This is a genomic window from Lacibacter luteus, from assembly GCF_004118265.1.
GTDB classification, from domain to species: Bacteria; Bacteroidota; Bacteroidia; order Chitinophagales; family Chitinophagaceae; genus Lacibacter; species Lacibacter luteus.
The window spans coordinates 657533-678376 of record NZ_SDHW01000001.1 but is presented as its reverse complement, the minus strand read 5'-3'; the positions used below and the strand labels follow the sequence as shown (position 1 = coordinate 678376).

Here is a 20844-nt window from a genome sequence, read left to right as displayed (position 1 = left end):
TCTTTTAATACTATAGACAAAGGTTGTTATTAATGTCCGCCGCCGCCTTCGAGCTTATCGTAATCAATACCCTGTGCTTTCAGGATCGATTTGGCTTTGATGGCATAGAACGCAAGGTAAGCAAAGCAAGCCACACCAACGAGGTACGACCATTGAATACCGAGAATAGCATCGTCTGCAACCACACCTTGTAAAAGGCTTATAACACCACCACCCATAATCATCATAATCAAAAAGCTTGCGCCTTCGTTGGTGTGTTTACCTAAACCTGCAATGGCTAGTGTAAAAATACAAGGCCATAAGGTACTGCAGAACAAGCCTACACTAATGAATGCGTATACACTTAACATACCATCGGCAAGCATACCGATAAACAATGCTGTAATACCCATGAGTGAATAAATGAGGAGCAAACGTGCAGGACTGCCTTTACTAAACATATCGCCGATGATCATAAATACAATCACTACAGCATAAATGTAGAAATGTGAAAGATCGTGTTGTGCAATAGCGTTTACCAAAAGGAACACGCCGAACGCAATGTATGGCATTAAAAAGCGAAGGATCTGTGCTGCACTTTTACTTACGCCAAATGCACCTGTTGCAGATGTCCAGCGGCCGATCATTAAACTGGCCCAGAACAACGAAACATATGGAGCGATCTGCTCGGTAGGCGTGTTGAGGTGTTGCTTCATAAACTCCGGCAGGTTCGATGCTGTAGATACTTCAACTCCTACATAAACAAATATGCCGATCATACCTAAAACAAGTTGTGGATATTGTAATACACTTTTCTTGTGCAACATTTTTGGATTAGATGTTCCTCCTTTTGTAGAAGAGTCCGCATCAAGATGAATAGGATCGTCTGCAACTTCAAGATCGATCTTGTTAGGTACAGAAGACAGTCTGAAAATAACTGCAGCAATTAAAAATGCAGCACCTAAAATCAAATAAGGCGTTTTAATACTTTCAATGCTGGCATCACTTGAAGCTGCACCAACAGAACCAAAAATGGCAAAACTTACAATCAATGGTCCGATGGTTGTACCAAAGTTATTGATACCGCCAGCCATACTTAAACGTTGCGAACCAGTTTTAGGATCGCCCATAACAATTGCCAACGGGTTTGCTGCTGTTTGTTGCAATGAGAAGCCTAAACCAACAATAAACAAACCGGTAATCATTAAGTTAAACGATGCGTTTTGTGCTGCAGGGTAAAACAGCAATGTGCCTAAAGCTGAAATAACCAAACCTAATGAAATGCCGTTCTTGTAACCGATCTTATTGAGTACATCGCCACCAACGGCTTTTGAAACAAGGAAGTAAATAATTGAACCAACGGTGTAAGCAACATAAAATGCAAACGAAACCATTTGCGATTGCCATTGTGCGAGGTGTAGCTTTTCTTTAAATACGGGGATGAGGATGTCGTTTGATGCGGCTACAAATCCCCAAAAAAAGAACACGGAGATGAGCACACCAAATTGTGACCATTTTGTTTGCTGAGACATAAATCAAATAGTTGTTGTTGAAGGGCTGAAAGTATGCAAGAAATTGCTTTGCGAAAAATTATTTATTCATTTTTGGTAACAGTCAAAGTCCTTCCTATATTCAGGTCATCAAACAGTTACAAATTCTTGCCAAATGGAAATACTTCATGTTAGTGCCGAATGTTACCCCGTGGCAAAAGCCGGTGGTTTAGGCGATGTGGTGGGAGCTTTACCCAAATATCAGCAGGATGCAGGTCATCAGGCCAAAGTGGTAATGCCGATGTACCGTACTAAATTTCTTTACAACAACGATTTTGATGTAGTGCATAAAGGCTACACCAATATTGGCGACTATTTCTTTGACTATACCATCATCAAAGAAAAAACAAACAAGCTGGGCTTTGGTCTTTACCTCGTTGATATAAATGGCTTACTCGATCGGGAAAAGATCTATGGATACGATGATGATGTGCAACGCTTCACTGCTTTCCAGGTTTGCGTGGTAGACTGGATTGCTTCCTGGCAGTTTAAACCCGATGTGGTGCATGTACACGACTATCATGCAGGCTTGATTCCGTTTATGATGCAGCATTGTTACCGTTACAATGCACTTGCGTCTATTCCTACTGTACTTACTATTCACAATGCACAATACCAGGGTTGGATGACATGGGAGCAGAGTACACTTCTTCCCCCGTACGACGATTGGAAACGTGGCATGCTGGAATGGGGTAACAGCATTAATCCATTGGCAAGTGCTATAAAGTGTGCAAGTAAAGTAACAACTGTAAGTAATAGTTATCTCGACGAGCTGAAGTACATGAGCAATGGTCTTGAAGCTTTGTTTGAATATGAGAAGGGAAAATGTGTGGGTATCTTAAACGGAATTGATACGCAGGTATGGAATCCGGAAACGGATACTTACATTAAACACGATTTTTCTCTGGCAACTGTTGAAGAAGGCAAGGCAAAAAATAAAGCCCAGCTATGTGAAACATTTGGCCTGGACGTAAACAAACCGCTATTTGTTTTTATTGGAAGATTGGTAGGGGAAAAAGCAGCCGATCTGTTACCGAATGTTATTGGTGATTCGTTTTACTATATTGGTCGCCGGATGAACTTTCTCATTCTCGGCAGTGGCGAACCCGATGTAGAAGCCCGTTTAAACGGTATGATGCCTTTATCGCAAAACGATTACAGTTGTTATATCGGTTATAACGAAGGTCTCAGTCACCTCATGTATGCCGGAGCTGACTTTCTCTTAATGCCAAGCAGAGTGGAGCCTTGTGGTTTAAATCAAATGTATTCGATGCGTTACGGTACGGTGCCGCTGGTACGTAATACAGGAGGTTTGCGTGATACGGTAAAAGACATAGCCGAAGAAAACGGTTATGGTCTTGTGTTTAACAATGCCTCTGTTGGCGATGTATGCAATGCAGTTTGGCGTGCATGCGATTTGTATAGTGATAAATCTTTATTTACTAAAGCAAGAGCACAAATGATGCAACTTGATTTCAGTTGGGAAACAAGTGTGCAACAATATCTTGCTTTGTATCAAAGTTTGCGATAATTTTAGAACAGGCCCCTTACACTTAAACTACTTTCTATGAGTAAATCTCCCGCAAAGAGCACCCTTGCTGTCATCCTTGGTGGAGGCGCAGGCACACGTTTATATCCGTTAACAGCAAGCCGTAGTAAACCCGCAGTACCTATTGCCGGTAAATACCGTTTGGTTGATATTCCCATTTCAAATTGTATTAACTCGGGTATTAACCGCATGTTTGTGTTAACGCAGTTCAATTCAGCATCGTTAAACAAACACATTAAAAACACGTATCACTTCAGCATGTTCAGCAATGCGTTTGTTGATATTCTTGCTGCAGAACAAACTCCTGATAATCCGGGTTGGTACCAGGGTACAGCTGATGCGGTACGCCAATGTTTGCGTCATGTTGAACAACACGATGCAGAATATGTGCTCATTCTTTCCGGCGATCAGTTGTATCAGATGGATTTTCAGCAAATGCTCGAAGATCATATTGCACGTGGTGCAGATATCAGCATTGCTACAATTCCTGTAGCAGAGCGTGAAGCTCCCGAGTTTGGTATTCTGAAATCGGACGATCAGGGTATGATCACTTCGTTTATTGAAAAACCGAAGAAAGATATTTTAAGTGATTGGGTAAGCGATACAGGCGATGAAATGCGTGGTGCAGGCCGCATCTATCTTGCATCAATGGGTATTTATATTTTCAACAGACGACTACTCATCGATCAGTTACAGAACGAGTATAAAGATGCTACAGATTTCGGTAAAGAAATTATGCCTGCTTCTATTGAAAAATATAAAGTAGCAAGCTACCAGTACGATGGTTACTGGACGGATATTGGTAACATCTATTCTTTCTTTGAAGCCAACCTTGCACTTACACAGGAGATACCCGATTTTAATTTGTTTGATAATACAAAGCCTGTGTTCACACGTGCACGTATGCTGCCTCCTGCAAAGATCAGCGGTACCACATTAGAGAAAACAATTATTGCAGAAGGTTCTATCATTCTTGCAAGCAGAGTAGAGAATAGTGTAATTGGTATTCGTACACGCATTGGTCATGGTACTACTGTTGTAAGCAGTTACATTATGGGTGGCGATTATTTCGAAACACTTGAAGAAATGAAACACGCTGCAGAAAGAGGTATTCCTAAAATTGGTATTGGCGAACGTTGTTACATCAAAAATACCATCATCGATAAAAACTGCCGCATTGGTAACGATGTGCGTATTAATGGCGGTCATCATTTACCTAATACCGATCATTCATTGTACACAGTGAAAGATGGCATTGTAGTGGTGAAGAAGGGCGCTATTTTACCGGACGGTTTTGTGATTTAAACTTTCTTCCCGGAAAGTTTTTGTTGACTATTGATTATGAACTTAAACAGATCTTTCGTCCGGGACGGGAGATGAATGATTGTTATGCAGAATATTTCTGTTTCAAAGCCAAGGCTCAGTATTGTTGAGATCATCAATATGAGCGTTGGCTTTTTTGGTATCCAGTTCGGCTGGGATTTGCAACGTGCCAACATGGGACGTATTTACGAAAATCTTGGTGCCAATCCCGATGAAGTTCCCATTCTTTTTCTTGCAGCTCCGTTAACCGGTTTGTTGGTACAACCCATCATCGGTTATTTGAGCGATAATACCTGGCATCCGAAATGGGGGCGTCGTCGTCCTTACTTTATGATCGGTGCCATCTTAAGCTCCATTGCATTAATTGCAATGCCGCACAGCAGTGCATTGTGGATGGCTGCAGGTTTGTTATGGGTGCTCGATGTGTTTGGTAATGTATCAATGGAACCCTTCCGGGCATTTGTAACAGATAAGTTACCCGACTCACAGGTGAACCGTGGTTTTATTATGCAAAGCTTAATGATTGGTTTAGGAGGAAGTATTGCATCGGCTCTACCCTGGATCATGCGGAACGTGTTTAAACTGCAAAACACAGCTGCAATAGGAGAGATACCGCAAAATGTAAAATGGTCGTTCTATCTCGGCGCATTCTTTTTTCTGGCTTCTGTTTTATACACGGTGTTTACCACACGAGAATATTCGCCTGAAGAATTAGGCATTAAAAAGGATGAAGAAAAGAAAGGTGGTTTTGCAACAGGTGCAAGTGAGATTTTGCACGCATTACGCAATATGCCTAAGCGCATGCAGATTGTTTCGCTGGTGCAATTCTTTACATGGCCCGGTTTATTCCTCATGTGGTTTTATTACACCACTGCCGTTGCTGTAAATGTATTTGGTGGTAAAGATGCAAGCGATCCTGTTTATGCAGAAGGTGCCGACTTTGGCAGCTTAACACTCTCATACTACAGTGTTGTTACGTTTTTGTTTGCATTGGTGTTACCGTTTATTGCCGATAAGTTAGGAAGAAAACTTACACATGCACTTTGTTTACTTGCAGGTGCTATTGGTTTAATAAGCGTAGCATGGGTACAAAACAAATACATGTTGTATGTGAGTATGACGGGCGTTGGTATTGCATGGGCAAGCATCTTAAGTATGCCTTATGCCATGTTAAGTGGTTCGCTGCCGAAGGAAAAAGTAGGCATCTACATGGGTATTTTCAATTTCTTTATTGTATTGCCCGAAATTATTGCTTCGCTTGGCTTTGGCTGGCTGATGCGGAACGTTTTAAATAACGATCGCTTACTGGCTGTACAGATAGGTGGTGGATTAATGATATTGGCTGCGACCATCTGTTTTCTTTTTGTAAAAGAACAAAGGCAACGGCTTTAGCTTTCAATTTATTTCTGTTGACTCTCTAAGATTTTCAATTATGCGGAAAAGACTTTTTATCCTTCAGTTACTGTTAACAGCAGTAACTTTTTCATTTGCACAAAACAGTTATGAGCTTTATCCATCCAACTGGTGGGTTGGTATGAAGTACAATAAAATTCAGTTGATGATCCGTGGTAATGATGTTGGCAAACATAGTGGCTTTGCTATCCGTTATTCCGGTGTTACATTAAACAAAGTAAATAAGTTCAGCAACAGCAACTATGTTATACTTGATATAAGTATTGCTGCAACAGCAAAGCCGGGAACAATCGGTATCCGCTCTGTTAATGCAAACGGCAAACAGTCAAATTTTGAATTTGATCTGGTGCCTCGTCGCAAAGGCAATGGAACAAGTTATGCCAATGGTGCCACCTCTTCCGATCTCATGTATCTCATCATGCCCGATCGTTTCAGCAATGGCGATCCTTCAAATGATCGTGTGCCGGGTATGAAAGATCAAACCCTTCGCAGAGATACTGTATTCAACCGTCATGGCGGCGATTTAAAAGGAATTCAAAATCATCTCAATTACTTTACTGATCTTGGTGTTACTACACTTTGGTTAAACCCCATTATCGAAAACGATATGGCCGAACGTACCGAACATGGATATGCGTTTACCAATCATTATAAAGTAGATCGTCGTTTAGGCGGCAATGAAGCGTACCGCACTTTAATTAACGCTGCACATGCAAAAGGTATTAAGATCATTCAGGATGCTGTGTATAACCATGTAGGGATTGATCATATTCTTTTTAAAGATCAGCCCGACAGCACCTGGTTTCATCGCTGGCCAAAATTCACACAAACAAATTATAAAGATCAGGCGCTCTTCGATCCTTATGCCGCAATGGTTGATAAGAAAATTATGAGCGATGGCTGGTTTGTTACCTCAATGCCCGATTGGGATCAAAGCAATCTGTTTGTACAAAACTTTTTAATACAGCATGCATTGTGGACAGTTGAACAATTTGGTATTGACGGATGGCGCATCGACACCTATGCGTACAACGATCTTGCATTTATGAACAGGTGCAACAAAGCGTTGTACGATGAATATCCACGCATCAGCATCTTTGGCGAAACATGGGTGCATGGTGTGCCTAATCAAAGTTTCTTTTGCGAAAACAAATACACAATTCCTTACAAAAGTAATTTACAGGCAACTACCGATTTTCAACTGTTGTTTTATGGAATAAAAGCTGCATGTAACGAAAAGTTTGGATGGACAGACGGTGTAAATAAACTGTATACAACAACAGCGCAGGATTTTCTTTACAAAGACCCGATGCGCCAGGTGATCTTTTTAGACAATCATGACCTGCCTCGTTTTTATTCGGTAGTGGGAGAAGATACCTCGAAATACAAAATGGCTTTTGCATGGATGCTTACATTCCGTGGTATTCCGCAAATGTATTATGGCAATGAAATTCTCATGACAGGATTTACTTCGCCCAACGATGGTTATGTGCGCCAGGATTTTCCCGGCGGTTGGGACGGCGATAAAGAGAATAAGTTTACTGCAGCAGGGCGCACCGAAAAAGAAAACAAACTGTTCAACTACATTAAACGACTGGCTAATTTTCGTAAAACATCATCAGCCATCAAAACAGGAAAGCTGATGCAGTTTATTCCTGTTGATGGTGTATATGTTTACTTCCGTTACGATGCCAAACAAACGGTGATGTGTGTAATGAATACGAATGCAGAACCGAAGACCATCGATCTTTCCCGTTTTGCAGAACGCATGAATGGTTATCGTTCTGCTGTTGATGTTGCTGCAGGAATAGAATTTAAACTGGAGAAAGAATTACAACTGATGCCTGTTTCCAATCTTGTGCTGGAGCTGAAATAACAGATGACCGACACTTAATTTCATTTATGACGCATTATTTTATTGTACCGGGACTTGGTAATTCAGGCGCCGATCATTGGCAAACATATTTTGAGCAAACATTAAACAATTGCAAGCGTATTGAGCAAAAGGAGTGGGATGCTCCTGATTGTACCGATTGGATCAATACGATTGATGCTGCCATCAACGGATATAATTCAGATGAAGTTGTGTTGATCGGTCATAGCCTTGGCTGCACGGCCATTGCACATTGGTTTGCCAAATATGGCAGAACTATAAAAGCTGCATTACTTGTTGCACCAAGCGATATTGAAAGCCCGGTATATACATTTCCTGCCACAGGATTTACACCAATTCCTTTAAACAAGTTTTCTTTTAAAACAATTGTTGTTGCAAGCGAAAACGATGAGTGGGTATTGTTGCAACGTGCGATGTTCTTTGCCGCAAACTGGGGCAGCGAGTTGGTAAACATTGGTAATGCCGGGCATATTAATGCTGTTGCCGGATATGGAAAGTGGGATGATGGAATAGCTTTGGTCAATAAGTTCGAATAGGTTATTTTTAAAAGAATATTTAATCCTAAACCAAAAATCAACACAACATGGAGAAACATGAATCGAATTACAATTTGTTCGACTGGTGGAAAAAAGTAGTATTTAAAAACTACGCTAATTTCAATGGCCGTGCACGCAGGGCCGAATACTGGAATTTTGTTTTGGTGAATTTTATTGTTTACATCCCTCTTTACATTCTTTTTATCGGCGGTATGTTAAACGAATCGGAAATAGTTGGTTCGTTGGGCATGGGCGTGCTTGGCATTTTTGCACTGGGGATGCTTATACCAAGCCTCGCTGTATTAGTTCGCCGCCTGCACGATCTTAATAAAAGCGGCTGGTATTTCTTAATGTATTTTATACCGCTTGTTGGACCAATTTTAATGCTTGTTTGGTTGTTTACCGATGGAAATCGTTTTGTAAACAACTATGGAGAAGATCCAAAAAATCCCGGTATACCCGAACTGGAATTTACAGGACAATAAGTTTAAAGCAACTACGCTTCTTACAATAAAAAAAGACAGAACAATGTTCTGTCTTTTTTTATGCTGATGATTGTTTTGTTACAGGAAGCTGGTCCATAAAACCTTGGCACCGTATTTACCCCAATCGCTCATGGCTTTGTTTAAATCCTTTTCATAAGCGGCCCATGTTACTGTTTTACCTTTTTGTTTTGGTGCAAGGATGGCAGGAGTGGGTTCTTTAAGTTCAACCTTTGTAGCAAACCATGTCATTTGCAAACGTGGTACTGCAAGGCCCAGTATCATGCCTGGTAAACCCCCGAAGCTTTCCGGTCCGCTGCTAACGGTAATTTCATCGGTATAAAACGCAACAATATAAACAGAGTCGCAGATAATCGTTACAGCTTTACGGCATTCAAATCCTGCAATGGTTCTTGTTTCGTTGGTAATACGCCATTGGTAATTGCGTATGCTGTCTTTAATAAGATAAGTTTGTTCAAAAATATCACGCTGTAACGATATTTGTCCTGTTCGTACATCCTTTACCGTTATATCGTTTTCACTTGGCTTACGGCCCCATACATATTTGCCTGCAGGATCTTCCTTGGTTAATTTATAAACCGATTTTTCTTCATTGAAGTCGAGTGTGTACGTTTCGCTTACCATCTTTGGAAATGCTTTTTTCATTTCAACAACCCACGGACTCTCATCGTCGTCTTTATCGTAATACGAAAACTGGTTGCTGCGTTTTTCATATTCAATATGTCCGGTACTGATGAACTTTACTTGTGCATTTACAATACTGCAGCTTGCAAGTAAAAAGAATATTAAAAGATGTTTCATGTATTTAAAATTGAATAAGGTTTAAAATTCTGATGGTTTGCCGTTTTTTGTAAAGTTCCATGTAAGTGTAAGCAGCCAGAAGCGACGGATGTTCTGGAAAGTGTTTTCCGAAATAAAGTTGCTGCTGATGTTACGTCTTACTCCCAGGTTTTGATTAAACAGATCGTTTACAGAAAGCTTTGCTTCAAAAGCATCTGTTTTTGTAAAAGTGCGACGTATGGCTGCTGTAACGTAAGCAACATTGCGCTGGTTGGCAAACGTTTCTGTTTTCTGGTAAATTGAAATGTTGCTTTCCATATCGATATATAGTTTTTGCTTTTTGAAACGCATCGACAGATATGGGTAGGAGCTCAGACTCCAGTATTTTATTTCACGTGCTTTGCTGATAGATGATCTTGAATAGTTATAAGTCGGTTGAAGATTTATACTAAAGCTGATCCATTTGTCGCTCCAGCGGCTGAGACCAATACCAAGCCCGGCTGAATAGTTGTCGCTTGTGTTAAGCCGGTTGTTTACTTTGTTTACAAGCCTGCTCATGTTTGAGTTAGTACTGATGTTGAAATTCACACCTTTAAAAAGTTCAAAACCATAATGTGCCCAAAGATTTCCGCCGTAGTTGCCGTTGGTATTAATTGTTTGATTAATACGCCGGCCAATTGAATCGATATAGTTTGAGTTACTGATGGCATTGTTTACAAAAGAGAAGTTGGCGCTTGCATACAGATTCTTGCTTTTGATAATTTTATAATCGCTCATGTTGAATGAGAAATTATGACGAAAGGCCTGTTTCAGATTTTCGTTACCGATTGTAATATTCAACGGATCGTTGTTATCTCTGATGGGATTGATTTGTTGCAGACTCGGGTTTTGTGTAGAGCCGTTATAGTTAAGTGTAAAACTGCGTTGTTTTTTAGGAGCAAAACGGAAACTTGCTCTTGGCAATAAGTTGGTAAAAGAAATATTCCGGTTGGTTCCTTTGTTCAATTCATCAAGGTTGAAGTTTGTGCGGCCAACAGCTGCGCCAAACGAAGTAGTTATTTTTTTTCCTGCATAACGGAATGAGAATCCTCCGGTATGATCATTTGTTCTAAACAGGAAATGATTGCTTAGGGTATCAACGATGTCTGTGTACTTATCGTTACTCACAGGTTTCTCCAGTGTGTTTCTTTCAGCATCGTTTTGGCTGAAGTTGTTGCGATAGATTAGTTCAAGATTCCATTTTTTAGAAAGCGGTTCGGTGTAAACAATATTGTTCTGGAACGTGAGCTGCTGTTCGTTGTTTATTTTTTTCTGATCAATATCTTCATTGCGTAAAAACTGACCTGTTTTATCGTAGAAATTATTTTCAGAAAAAAGAAAACCTTCGCCGGTTTTGTTATTGCTGCTGAAGTTGCCTGTGTAACTGATGGTACGGCCTGCTTTCTTTAAACGTTTTCGGAAACTCAACTCCGATGTAAAGTCTTTGTTATCACCCGCAGTTGTTGTTGTGCGTTTGGTGTCATTGATGGGCAGGTTGTCATCGGTATAAGACATACCGGTATATTCGCTTGTTTTGCTGTTGTTCACCAACGAACCGCTTGCTTTAAACTTCAGCGTGGCACTTGAATCAATTTGCCAATCGTAATTTGCATTCAGCTTGTTGCGGCGGCGATTACTGTTGAAAATTTCTGTTGTTGTATTGCTGAAACTTGAATCATCGAGCAGTGTTTGCGTAAAGCTTCCGTTACGGCCTGTCACATTTTGATCGTTAAACTGGTAGCTGCCATTGATGGTATTTTTGTCTTTGTTCCATTTATTCAAATAAGAAATGCCTCCTGTGGTGGAAGTAGGTAAACCTTGTCCGCCGCTGAAATCATCGCCTCCGCTCCACATCATCATTGCCCCATCATCTGTTATTTCCATGTTGGTATTGCCGCTGCTGCCGAAGTTGCGTTGTTCGTTCCAGTTCAACCCTTCAAATGTTGTATTGTTGTGTGTAATGTATGCTGTAATTTTCTGTTTTTTCTTAAACGAGTTGATCATTGCTTTGCCGTTACGGTAACGGTCGAAGTCGGTGCCTGCTTCAATCTTACCAAAATAGCCTTTCTTCTTATCTTCTTTTAACTCAAGATTAATGGTTTTCGTTTTCTGCCCGTCATCAACACCTGTAAACTCTGCCTGCTCGCTCTTCTTATCAAATACCTGTACTTTGTCAACCACATCGGCACGCAGGTTTTGTGCAACAACTGCAGGATCGTCACTAAAGAACTCTTCGCCATCCACTAATATCTTTTCTACTTTCTGTCCCTGTGCGGTAATCTCACCTTTGGAGTTAACCTGCAAGCCCGGCAGTCGTTTCAGCAATTCCTGGGCACTTGCATTCGGTCCTACTTTAAAACTATCGGCTTTATACTCTGTAGTGTCGCCTTTAATTTTAATGGCAGCTACTTTTTGTTGAATGATAATCTCTTCCAGTAATTTACTTCGTGGAATGATGGTGATGTTCTTTTGTACGTTACTGCCTTCAGTAATATGCACATCGTCTACATATTCTGCATAGCCGGGATAACTTACCATGAAAATGTAAGATCCTGCGGGGAGATTGTTTATTTCAAAACTGCCCTGTTCGTTGGTTCGGGTAAATTTCGAAAGGGTGGAATCTTTCGTACGTATCAAACTGATTACAGCCATACTCAGTTTTTTACCCGAGCTGGTATCGGTAATGCTGCCTGAAATTTTGTTTGATTGACTAAAGGATTGTAATGCGATAAATGCTCCGCATACGAGCAGTAGTAGTTGCTTTGGTGACATCATGGTTTTAATTGATGATAATAAGTGGTTGCGATATTAAAATGTTTTTCTTAGAGTTTTTCCCTGAAAGATGTTAAAGTGGTATATTTCCATACAAACGACAATAGTTTTTTTATAACTGTGTAATTGGGCTTCTCGTAAGGAAACTGAACCAACTAAACTTAACACATGCAAACTGCCGGCAAATACGAAGACTATCATTTTGTTGATACAACCAAACCCGTGTGGAATTATTCCCGGTTTGAAGGCGATGATATTGCCAATTTTCAAAACGGTACAAACTACCGGTGCGATGAATTGTTTGGATCGCACTTAATGGAAGTGCTGGGAACAACAGGATATTATTTTGCAGTTTGGGCCCCCAACGCAACGTTTGTATCGGTTTTCGGCGAGTTTAACGAATGGAATAAGCAAAGTCATCCGCTCTTTGTACGTCTCGATAATTCCGGTATATGGGAAGGGTTTATTCCCGATTTACCGAAAGGAGCGTCGTATAAATTTCACACTCATGGTTATGCCGGACAGAAGCTAGATAAAGGCGATCCCTATGCAAACTTCTGGGAAGTGCGACCCAATACTGCTTCCCGTACATGGGCACTTGATTATGAATGGAGCGATGTAACGTGGATGGATAAACGAAAAGAGCATAACAAACTCGATGCGCCCTGGAGTGTGTACGAAGTGCATCTTGCCAGTTGGATGCGTCCCGATAAGCACAATGAAGAAATCTATCATAGTTATTCGTTTTTCAAAGAGCACCTGGTTAGCTATGTAAAGGAGATGGGTTTTACGCATGTGGAATTAATGCCGATCATGGAACATCCTTTCGATGGCAGCTGGGGTTACCAGGGAGCGGGTTATTTTGCACCAACCTCCCGTTACGGAACACCGCAGGAGTTTATGGAATTGGTTAATGCGTTTCATAACGAAGGCATTGGTGTTATTCTCGATTGGGTGCCTTCGCATTTTCCTTACGATGCACATGGTTTGTTTATGTTCGATGGTACGCATACCTATGAGTATGCTGATATGCGTAAAGGCTACCACCCCGATTGGAACAGTTATATTTTTAACTACAAACGTGGCGAAGTAAAATCATTTCTCATCAGCAGCGCTATGCATTGGTTCCGCAAATACCATATTGATGGCATAAGGGTGGATGCTGTTTCTTCAATGCTCAAATTGAACTATTCCCGAACAGCAGGACAGTGGGAGCCAAATGAGCATGGAGGCGATGGTAACCTGGAAGCAATTGCATTTATCAAAGATCTCAACGAGACCATCTTCCGTGATTTTCCCGATGTACAAACCATTGCAGAAGAAGCAACTGATTGGCCCGGCGTTAGCAAGCCTACTTTTGAAGACGGATTGGGTTTTGGTATGAAGTGGATGATGGGATGGATGCACGATACATTGAAATACTTTAAGCAAGATCCCGTGTATCGGCAGTTTCAGCAAGATCAGTTCACTTTCAGTATGATGTACTATTACGACGAGAATTTTATGTTACCTCTCAGTCACGATGAAGTGGTGCATGGCAAAAGCCCGATGCTGTATAAAATGCCCGGCGATGAATGGCAGAAATTCGCCAACCTGCGTTTAATGTACAGTTATATGTTTACGCACCCGGGAGGCAAGTTGCTGTTCATGGGTAACGAGTTTGGAGCTACAAACGAATGGAATTACAAGAGTGAACTGCAGTGGGAGTTGTTGCAATACGAGTCGCATAATGGTGTTCGGGAATGTGTAAAAGCGTTGGCGAATCTATTAAAGGCAGAACCTGCTTTGTACGAAAACCAATTCAACCAATATGGGTTTGAATGGGTTGATCTGAACCACGGAGCCGAATCGGTAATGGTGTACAAACGCAAAGGAAAGGATGCTGCAAACGATGTTCTGGTGATATTAAATATGACTCCGGTTGTTCGCAAAGACTGGAAGATACATGTGCAGGGGAAACAAAGCTGGAAAGAGATTTTCAACAGCAACGACGCAAAATTCTGGGGAACAGGCGATACATACAATCCCGACATACAGGTAAGAATAGTTGATGGGCAAGCCGGCTGGTACGAGTTGAACGTGCATTTACCTTCTTTAGGGGCAATTATTTTAAAGTAAACCCTTAAAAATGGGAAAAATGGCAGGATTTATGCGAGTAGATTTACGCTTTGCAATAACTTTAATATGTCTAATTTTACACGAAATCCAAAAACCGTAAATCCATGAAAACCTGGTTAACCCTAACAACCATCTTTCTTACCTGCAGTATTTCCCTTTTTGCACAAAACAGAGATAGTTCAAACGCCGTATTGCAGCGTGCAATTACTGCTAAGAATGAGCGTCGTATTCAGTTAGCACTGAATCTTTTTGAACAGGCAATCAAATACGATACATCGAATGTTGAAGCCTTAAAAGCGATGGGGCAATATGGTATTGAAAGCCGTAACTACCGTCAGGCAGTTGATGCATACACCCGCTGGAATCGATTGGAACCAAACAACGAAGAAACATTTCAGCAACTTGCAACACTTTACTTTAATCTCGGTCGTCATCAGGATGCATTAAGCTTCACCGAAAAATGGGAGAAGTTACACAAGGATAAACCCATGCATTACATTGCCGGCATGTGTAATTATTATCTCGAAAATTATCCGCAAGCCATCAACCGTTTAATGTACGCCATGGAAACAGATACCAGTAATGCGGTGTTGTATTATACCATTGGCCGCAGCTATTTAGAAATGGAGCGTTACAAGCAAGCCATTCCCTATTATCAGAAAGCAGCTAATGCCGATCAGAAAAATGCACGTTATGTGTTTGAGATGGCAATGGTTTATTATTCAATTCCTGATGATAAAAATGCTATTGCTACGTTTCAGCTCGCTGCAGAAAGAGGCTGGCAAAAAAATGCGGATTATTACGAGAGCCTTGCTTATTGTTATATGAACATCGGCGACTTTGCAAAGGCGGCTGAAAATCTTCAATTATCGCTTGAAAAAAGACCACATAGCTTAACTGTTCGCTATGCTTTGGCCGAATCGTTCTACAAAGGCGGCAAGTATAAAGATGCAATTGACAACTGGGATATGGTGTTGCAAAACGATAATAAAAATGCAAGAGCATTGTACATGATTGGCATGTCTTACCAAAAAATGGGACAAAAAGATAAAGGAATGATGCTTTGCGATAAAGCCATTGAATTAGATCCTTCGTTAAACAGTCTGAAGCAAAAGAAAATGGATATGGGTATGTAAGCTCAAACAAACTTGATATAACAACAGGCCGCTGAAAATCAGCGGCCTGTTGCTTTTTCACATTTGTGGATAGATGTATGCCTGTTCAAACATCAATTTTTCGGTATTTTTGCCGTTTATGGCAGAAGTAAAACAGGTACGTGTTGCAATATTGGATATGTATGATGGCGTTGCGAACCAGGGCATGCGTTGTATTCGTGAAATACTGAACAGTTTTGCCGACATCAACGTACTGGATTTGAGTTGGGATGAATTTGATGTACGTGGTAAATGCGAAGTGCCCGATCTGTCGTACGATTTGTTTATTTCTTCAGGTGGTCCCGGCAGTCCATTGGAAAGCGAAGGCACAGAATGGGAGAATGTTTTTTTCAGCTGGATCGATTCTGTAAAACATTGGAACGATAATCCCTTGAACAATCAGAAAAAGCCGGTGTTTTTTATCTGTCACTCGTTTCAGTTAGCCTGCCGTTATTTTAAGATCGGTAATGTTTGTGCCCGCAAATCAACTGCCTTTGGCGTTTTTCCTGTTCATATTATTGAAGGCATAGAAGGAGAGGCTGTTTTTAGTGGCTTGAAAGATCCGTTCTATGCTGTAGATAGCAGAGATTACCAGGTAATACAGCCCGATCATAAATACCTGAAGCAAATAGGAGCATCTTTATTGTGTATTGAAAAAGAACGTCCGCATATACCGCTCGAACGTGCAATTATGGGTGTACGTTTTAACCGATACATGATCGGTACACAGTTTCACCCCGAGGCCGATGCAATTGGTATGAGCATGTACCTGCAGAAAGAAGACAAAAAGAAAACCGTGATCGATAATCATGGGTTCGAAAAATGGAAGAGCATGATCGAACATCTTGAAGATCCGGATAAGATTCTGTTCACTTATTCGCATATACTTCCCAACTTTTTACACAGTGCTGTTTTTTCTCAATATGCGGTAGAAGCGTAAACACTTTCCTGTTTAAATAAAATCAAATACTTTTAGAAGACAAAACATCTTCTATGGTTCCTGCAATACGCAAAGCATTCAACAATGCATTTACTGTTGAAAAGTATGAGGCTTTCTTAAAAGACCTGCACAGTCTTCATCCCGGAGATATTGAATTTCGTGTAAGCGAAACACCTGTGTTTGTAGATAAAGCTTTTGCACAAAAAATGATCGATGCATGCGAACGCATTGTAGATGTTATTTGTGAACCTTCTTTTCTTTCGTTAACCGAACGTTCAATTCCGGCAGGAGAAAAAGTACCCAACGAAAACAAACAAGCACACATGATCGCATTTGATTTTGGTGTGTGCATGAATGAAGCGGGCGAACTGGAGCCTCAGTTGATCGAAATGCAGGGTTTCCCAACCTTGTTTGGTTTCCAGGTGTATTATCCCGAAGTAGTGCAACGGCATTTTGATATCCCTTCTAACTACAGTCAATTCTTAAACGGGTATACAAAAGAAACGTATATCGAGTTGCTGCGAAAACTCATCATCGGTTCGCATGCAACAGAAAATGTTATTCTGCTTGAAATAAAACCTGAAGAACAAAAAACAAGAATTGATTTTTCCTGCACCAAAGATTATATCGGTATTGAAGCTGTTTGTTTAACTAAACTGATGCAGGAAGGACGCAAGCTTTACTACATGAAGGATGGTGTAAAAACAGAAGTAAAGCGCATTTACAACCGCATCATCTTCGACGATCTGAAAGCGAATAAAGAAAAGCTGGGCGATGTAGTGGATATTACGCAGGATCTTGATGTGGAATGGTTGCCGCATCCCAACTGGTTTTATCGCATCAGCAAATTCACATTGCCGTTTATTCAACATCCTTACATCCCTGAAACATTTTTCCTGAATGAGATCAAACAACTGCCAGATGATTTGTCGAAGTATGTATTGAAACCGTTGTTTTCATTTGCCGGGCAAGGTGTAATTATTGATGTTACGCAGGAAGATATTGATGCAATTAATGATCCTGAAAATTATATTCTGCAAAAGAAAGTGCAATATGCCGATGTGGTGGAAACACCCGACGATCCTGCAAAAGTGGAAATCCGGATCATGTATGTATGGCCTGATGGCGATGAGCGTCCGCATGCAGCAATTAACCTTGCACGTATGAGCAAAGGGAAAATGATTGGTGTGCGTTATAACAAAGACAAAACCTGGGTTGGAGGTAGTGTGGCGTTTGTAGAACGTTCCGTCTGACGAGGATTACACTCCACTCAAAAACTCAGCACCAATATAATCAACAACCGAAGGAAGACTTTTTGTATCCTCGTATACCTTTAGCTGTCTGTCGGCACCGGTGCCTTTGTTCAACATTTCAGGAATGTAGTTGATGGCAGCACGGCAACCCAACTCATCCACAACATCATCAACAAAATCGAGCAATTCGTAAATGAGTGCACGGGTATTGGTTTCTTCTTCTTTACCAAAATCAATCAGATAACCATCAATGCCATAGCGGCTCGCTCTCCATTTGTTTTCGTTTATCAGTGCCCGTTGGTATTGGATGAAGTTCATATTCTGATTACGCAGCTTATACAGTTTAGCTGTAATAGCCTGGAACAAGCCTGTAATCGCAATGGTTTCCATTACGGTCATCGGTACATCGCAAATGCGAAACTCAATGGTGTTGAAGAAGGGGTGTACACGTAGGTCCCACCAGATCTTCTTTGCATTATCAATACAGTTTGTTTTAATAAGCAGTGCAACATAGTTTTCGTATGCTTCAATACTGTCGAACGATTCGGGAATGCCTGTACGGGGGAACTTATCAAACACTTTTGTGCGGAACGATTTGTAACCCGTCATGCGTCCTTCCCAAAAAGGAGAGTTGGTACTTAGTGCATATACATGTGGTAAAAAATAACGTGCAGAGTTGGCCAGGTGAATAGCCATCTTCCTGTTCTCCATTCCTACATGTACATGCAAACCAAATATGAGATTGCTTCTTGCAGCTTCCTGCAATTCGTTTACGATCTGGTTGTAACGTACATGATCGGTAATTAGCTGGTCCTGCCAATGACTGAACGGATGTGTACCGCTTGCGCCAACAGCTAACCCAATATTGCCTGCAATACCATGTATGGTTTTGCGCAGTAAAGCAACATCGTTGTACGCTTCTTCAATACTGTGACAAATATCTGTACCAACTTCCACCACAGCCTGGTGCATCTCGGCCTTCACTTTGTCCTTTATCACTTTTTGTCCTTCGCTTACAATTTTCTGCTCATGGCTTTTTAATTCTCTTGTTACAGGATCAAAAACCATGTACTCTTCTTCAACACCTATTGTAAACTGTTTATAGTTGATGCTAGCCATTCGTTAATATTAATTTTTTAATACAAGGATTGCTTGTTCGCTCCACGTTTTACATATTCACCCCAGGTTAAATTGTCTTCACCCGGTTTTTGTTCTAAGGCACGTTCAATGGCATAATTGGCGGCAGCTTCAACAACCCAATCGAAATTTTCCTGCCCAACACTTGCAAGGTCGGCATCAGGTGCAGGATTACAGAAGTCAATTGCATACGGCACACCATCACGCAATGCAAGTTCTACGGTATTAAAATCATAACCAAGATAATTGTTGATGCGCAATACAATATCTGTCATCATCTGCAGTTTTTCTGCCGATGGTTGAAAGTCTGCTACATAGCGTAAATGATGTGGGTTACGTGGTTCGTAACTCATAATACGTACATACTTGCGGCCAATACAATAACAACGGTAATATTCTTCAAACACAATCTCTTCCTGCAATAACATTACAAGCTGTCCGGTTTCTGCATGCTTATCAAAAAAGTCGGCAGCATTGTTGAGCTTGTAAACATTCTTCCAACCACCTCCTGCAAATGGTTTCATATAAGCCGGAAAGCCAATGTAGTTGAACATGCCTTCCCAATCCATCGGGTACGCAAGGTTGCTGAACGATGCGTCGCTTGTATCGTCTGGTCGTTCTTTCGACGGAAGGATCACTGTTTTGGGAACAGGTACATTGATTTTTGTAGCCAGACAGTTGTTGAAAAATTTATCATCGGCACTCCACCAGAATGGGTTATTGATAACAGCTGTGCCCGTAATGGCTTCGTTTTTTAAATAAGCACGGTAATGCGGCACATCCTGCGAAATACGATCCACAATAACAGCATAACCATTATTTACACCCTGCACTACTTTGTCAATACGAACAGGCTCAGCTGTTATACCGGCTATGTTTTTACTGTTAATACGGTCAACAAATGCAGTGGGGAAAGAGCGTTCTTTTCCGTGTAAGATGCCGATCTTTTTCATACTTTTTTATTTTGTGTAGGTGATGTGTGAACTATTGATTGTATAGTTCTTTGTTCACTGCATTAATATAGCACACAATTCTGTAACATCAATTATTGCCTTTAAAATATTTTACTGCATTTCCTTATTTTTGACGTTTATGCTTAACACGAAATTAATGCAGGTTGTGTTTGTATCGGAGCTGCTGTTATCGGAGTACCTGGAACGGGAAGTAACGGTTGATTTTTATTTGCCGACTCCCGTTATTGATTCGGCCGAAATAAGTTTACTGCTTATAAACGACGGACAGGATTTATTGAAAATGCCGTTTACAGATATTCTTGAAAACTTATACGATCAACAAAAAATACAACCATTGCTTTGTGTGGGTATACATTGCGGTACCGATCGTAAAATGGAATATGGTATTGCCAGCCAGGCCGATTATTTAGGACGTGGTGCCAAAGCAGATTTGTACACAAAATTTGTGTTTAACGAATTGCTCCCTTACCTCCGTAAAAAATACAACGTTCCGCAGTTTAAAGAAAAAGCATTTGCAGGTTTTTCGCTCGGTGGTTTAATGGCGTTGGATATTGTTTGGAATCATGCACATGAGTTTACTAAAGTAGGCGTGTTTTCCGGCTCGTTGTGGTGGCGGCAAAAGGCGTATGATAATGGTTATACCGATGAGGCAGACCGCATTATGCATAACCAGGTGCGTGCAGGAAAAGCATCACCGTGGTTGCGGTTCTTTTTTCAAACAGGATTGCTCGATGAAAAGTCCGATCGCAACAACAACGGTATTATCGATTCAATTGATGATGCGTTGGATCTTATAATGGAACTGAAACGCAAAGGTTATGCTGCAGATGCAATAAAATACCTCGAACTGGAAGATGGAGCACATGATGTGCCAACATGGACCAAAGCATTTCCCGAGTTTTTAGAGTGGGGATGGGGTAAATAAAAAAT

At 40.9% G+C, this 20844-nt stretch carries 16 protein-coding genes; 11 read left to right on the top strand and 5 right to left on the bottom strand.

Annotation, left to right across the window (positions count from 1 at the left end):
* Positions 1-29: 29 nt before the first annotated feature.
* The gene (locus ESA94_RS02430) at positions 30-1511 is read right to left on the bottom strand and encodes an MFS transporter (protein WP_129129266.1); all 1482 of its coding nucleotides are present in this window, start codon (positions 1509-1511) and stop codon (positions 30-32) included.
* Between the two features lie 133 nt (positions 1512-1644).
* Between ESA94_RS02430 and ESA94_RS02425 the strand changes: the two genes are divergently transcribed.
* From ESA94_RS02425 to ESA94_RS02400, 6 genes are all read left to right on the top strand, one after another.
* The gene (locus ESA94_RS02425) at positions 1645-3060 is read left to right on the top strand and encodes a glycogen synthase (RefSeq protein WP_129129265.1); all 1416 of its coding nucleotides are present in this window, start codon (positions 1645-1647) and stop codon (positions 3058-3060) included.
* 36 nt (positions 3061-3096) lie between these two features.
* Positions 3097-4383, top strand: coding sequence for a glucose-1-phosphate adenylyltransferase (locus tag ESA94_RS02420; protein WP_129129264.1), 1287 nt, complete (start codon positions 3097-3099; stop codon positions 4381-4383).
* Between the two features lie 84 nt (positions 4384-4467).
* Entirely contained in the window at positions 4468-5793 is a 1326-nt protein-coding gene (locus ESA94_RS02415; RefSeq protein WP_129129263.1) for an MFS transporter, read from the top strand.
* 40 nt (positions 5794-5833) lie between these two features.
* The gene (locus tag ESA94_RS02410; RefSeq protein WP_129129262.1) at positions 5834-7690 is read left to right on the top strand and encodes a glycoside hydrolase family 13 protein; all 1857 of its coding nucleotides are present in this window, start codon (positions 5834-5836) and stop codon (positions 7688-7690) included.
* A 26-nt stretch (positions 7691-7716) separates the two neighbouring features.
* The gene (locus tag ESA94_RS02405) at positions 7717-8244 is read left to right on the top strand and encodes an RBBP9/YdeN family alpha/beta hydrolase (protein WP_129129261.1); all 528 of its coding nucleotides are present in this window, start codon (positions 7717-7719) and stop codon (positions 8242-8244) included.
* Between the two features lie 47 nt (positions 8245-8291).
* The gene (locus tag ESA94_RS02400; RefSeq protein WP_129129260.1) at positions 8292-8729 is read left to right on the top strand and encodes a DUF805 domain-containing protein; all 438 of its coding nucleotides are present in this window, start codon (positions 8292-8294) and stop codon (positions 8727-8729) included.
* A gap of 78 nt (positions 8730-8807) precedes the next feature.
* Here ESA94_RS02400 and ESA94_RS02395 read toward each other — a convergent pair whose 3' ends face one another.
* Both ESA94_RS02395 and ESA94_RS02390 read right to left on the bottom strand, forming a co-directional pair.
* Complete coding sequence (locus ESA94_RS02395; protein WP_129129259.1) at positions 8808-9548, bottom strand: GLPGLI family protein; 741 nt, start codon at positions 9546-9548, stop codon at positions 8808-8810.
* Positions 9549-9569: 21 nt separating this feature from the next.
* Positions 9570-12338 (bottom strand): outer membrane beta-barrel protein, encoded by a 2769-nt coding sequence (locus ESA94_RS02390; RefSeq protein WP_262708022.1) that lies wholly within the window; start codon positions 12336-12338, stop codon positions 9570-9572.
* Positions 12339-12506: 168 nt separating this feature from the next.
* Here ESA94_RS02390 and glgB point away from each other — a divergent pair, with 168 nt between their 5' ends.
* From glgB to ESA94_RS02370, 4 genes are all read left to right on the top strand, one after another.
* Positions 12507-14456: a 1,4-alpha-glucan branching protein GlgB gene (gene glgB, locus ESA94_RS02385; protein WP_129129257.1), complete on the top strand. Its 1950-nt coding sequence runs from the start codon at positions 12507-12509 to the stop codon at positions 14454-14456.
* 104 nt (positions 14457-14560) lie between these two features.
* Positions 14561-15592, top strand: a complete 1032-nt coding sequence (locus ESA94_RS02380) for a tetratricopeptide repeat protein (RefSeq protein ID WP_129129256.1) — start codon at positions 14561-14563, stop codon at positions 15590-15592.
* Positions 15593-15710: 118 nt separating this feature from the next.
* Positions 15711-16550: a type 1 glutamine amidotransferase gene (locus ESA94_RS02375; protein WP_129129255.1), complete on the top strand. Its 840-nt coding sequence runs from the start codon at positions 15711-15713 to the stop codon at positions 16548-16550.
* 53 nt (positions 16551-16603) lie between these two features.
* Complete coding sequence (locus ESA94_RS02370; RefSeq protein WP_129129254.1) at positions 16604-17803, top strand: hypothetical protein; 1200 nt, start codon at positions 16604-16606, stop codon at positions 17801-17803.
* A 6-nt stretch (positions 17804-17809) separates the two neighbouring features.
* Here ESA94_RS02370 and ESA94_RS02365 read toward each other — a convergent pair whose 3' ends face one another.
* On the bottom strand, positions 17810-18922 hold the full coding sequence (locus ESA94_RS02365; RefSeq protein WP_129129253.1) for a carboxylate-amine ligase: 1113 nt from the start codon (positions 18920-18922) through the stop codon (positions 17810-17812).
* A 17-nt stretch (positions 18923-18939) separates the two neighbouring features.
* Positions 18940-19893: an ATP-grasp domain-containing protein gene (locus tag ESA94_RS02360; protein ID WP_129129252.1), complete on the bottom strand. Its 954-nt coding sequence runs from the start codon at positions 19891-19893 to the stop codon at positions 18940-18942.
* 139 nt (positions 19894-20032) lie between these two features.
* Between ESA94_RS02360 and ESA94_RS02355 the strand changes: the two genes are divergently transcribed.
* The gene (locus ESA94_RS02355) at positions 20033-20839 is read left to right on the top strand and encodes an alpha/beta hydrolase (protein WP_129129251.1); all 807 of its coding nucleotides are present in this window, start codon (positions 20033-20035) and stop codon (positions 20837-20839) included.
* The last annotated feature ends 5 nt before the right edge of the window (positions 20840-20844 follow it).

Excerpts from the sequence above, each read along its gene's own strand:
- ESA94_RS02420 (WP_129129264.1), top strand. The coding sequence starts at position 3,097 with ATGAGTAAATCTCCCGCAAAGAGCACCCTTGCTGTCATCCTTGGTGGA.
- ESA94_RS02370 (WP_129129254.1), top strand. The coding sequence starts at position 16,604 with ATGGTTCCTGCAATACGCAAAGCATTCAACAATGCATTTACTGTTGAA.
- ESA94_RS02405 (WP_129129261.1), top strand. The coding sequence starts at position 7,717 with ATGACGCATTATTTTATTGTACCGGGACTTGGTAATTCAGGCGCCGAT.
- ESA94_RS02430 (WP_129129266.1), bottom strand. The coding sequence starts at position 1,511 with ATGTCTCAGCAAACAAAATGGTCACAATTTGGTGTGCTCATCTCCGTG.
- ESA94_RS02380 (WP_129129256.1), top strand. The coding sequence starts at position 14,561 with ATGAAAACCTGGTTAACCCTAACAACCATCTTTCTTACCTGCAGTATT.
- glgB (WP_129129257.1), top strand. The coding sequence starts at position 12,507 with ATGCAAACTGCCGGCAAATACGAAGACTATCATTTTGTTGATACAACC.
- ESA94_RS02410 (WP_129129262.1), top strand. The coding sequence starts at position 5,834 with ATGCGGAAAAGACTTTTTATCCTTCAGTTACTGTTAACAGCAGTAACT.
- ESA94_RS02360 (WP_129129252.1), bottom strand. The coding sequence starts at position 19,893 with ATGAAAAAGATCGGCATCTTACACGGAAAAGAACGCTCTTTCCCCACT.
- ESA94_RS02415 (WP_129129263.1), top strand. The coding sequence starts at position 4,468 with ATGCAGAATATTTCTGTTTCAAAGCCAAGGCTCAGTATTGTTGAGATC.
- ESA94_RS02375 (WP_129129255.1), top strand. The coding sequence starts at position 15,711 with ATGGCAGAAGTAAAACAGGTACGTGTTGCAATATTGGATATGTATGAT.
- ESA94_RS02365 (WP_129129253.1), bottom strand. The coding sequence starts at position 18,922 with ATGGCTAGCATCAACTATAAACAGTTTACAATAGGTGTTGAAGAAGAG.
- ESA94_RS02395 (WP_129129259.1), bottom strand. The coding sequence starts at position 9,548 with ATGAAACATCTTTTAATATTCTTTTTACTTGCAAGCTGCAGTATTGTA.
- ESA94_RS02355 (WP_129129251.1), top strand. The coding sequence starts at position 20,033 with ATGCTTAACACGAAATTAATGCAGGTTGTGTTTGTATCGGAGCTGCTG.
- ESA94_RS02390 (WP_262708022.1), bottom strand. The coding sequence starts at position 12,338 with ATGTCACCAAAGCAACTACTACTGCTCGTATGCGGAGCATTTATCGCA.
- ESA94_RS02400 (WP_129129260.1), top strand. The coding sequence starts at position 8,292 with ATGGAGAAACATGAATCGAATTACAATTTGTTCGACTGGTGGAAAAAA.
- ESA94_RS02425 (WP_129129265.1), top strand. The coding sequence starts at position 1,645 with ATGGAAATACTTCATGTTAGTGCCGAATGTTACCCCGTGGCAAAAGCC.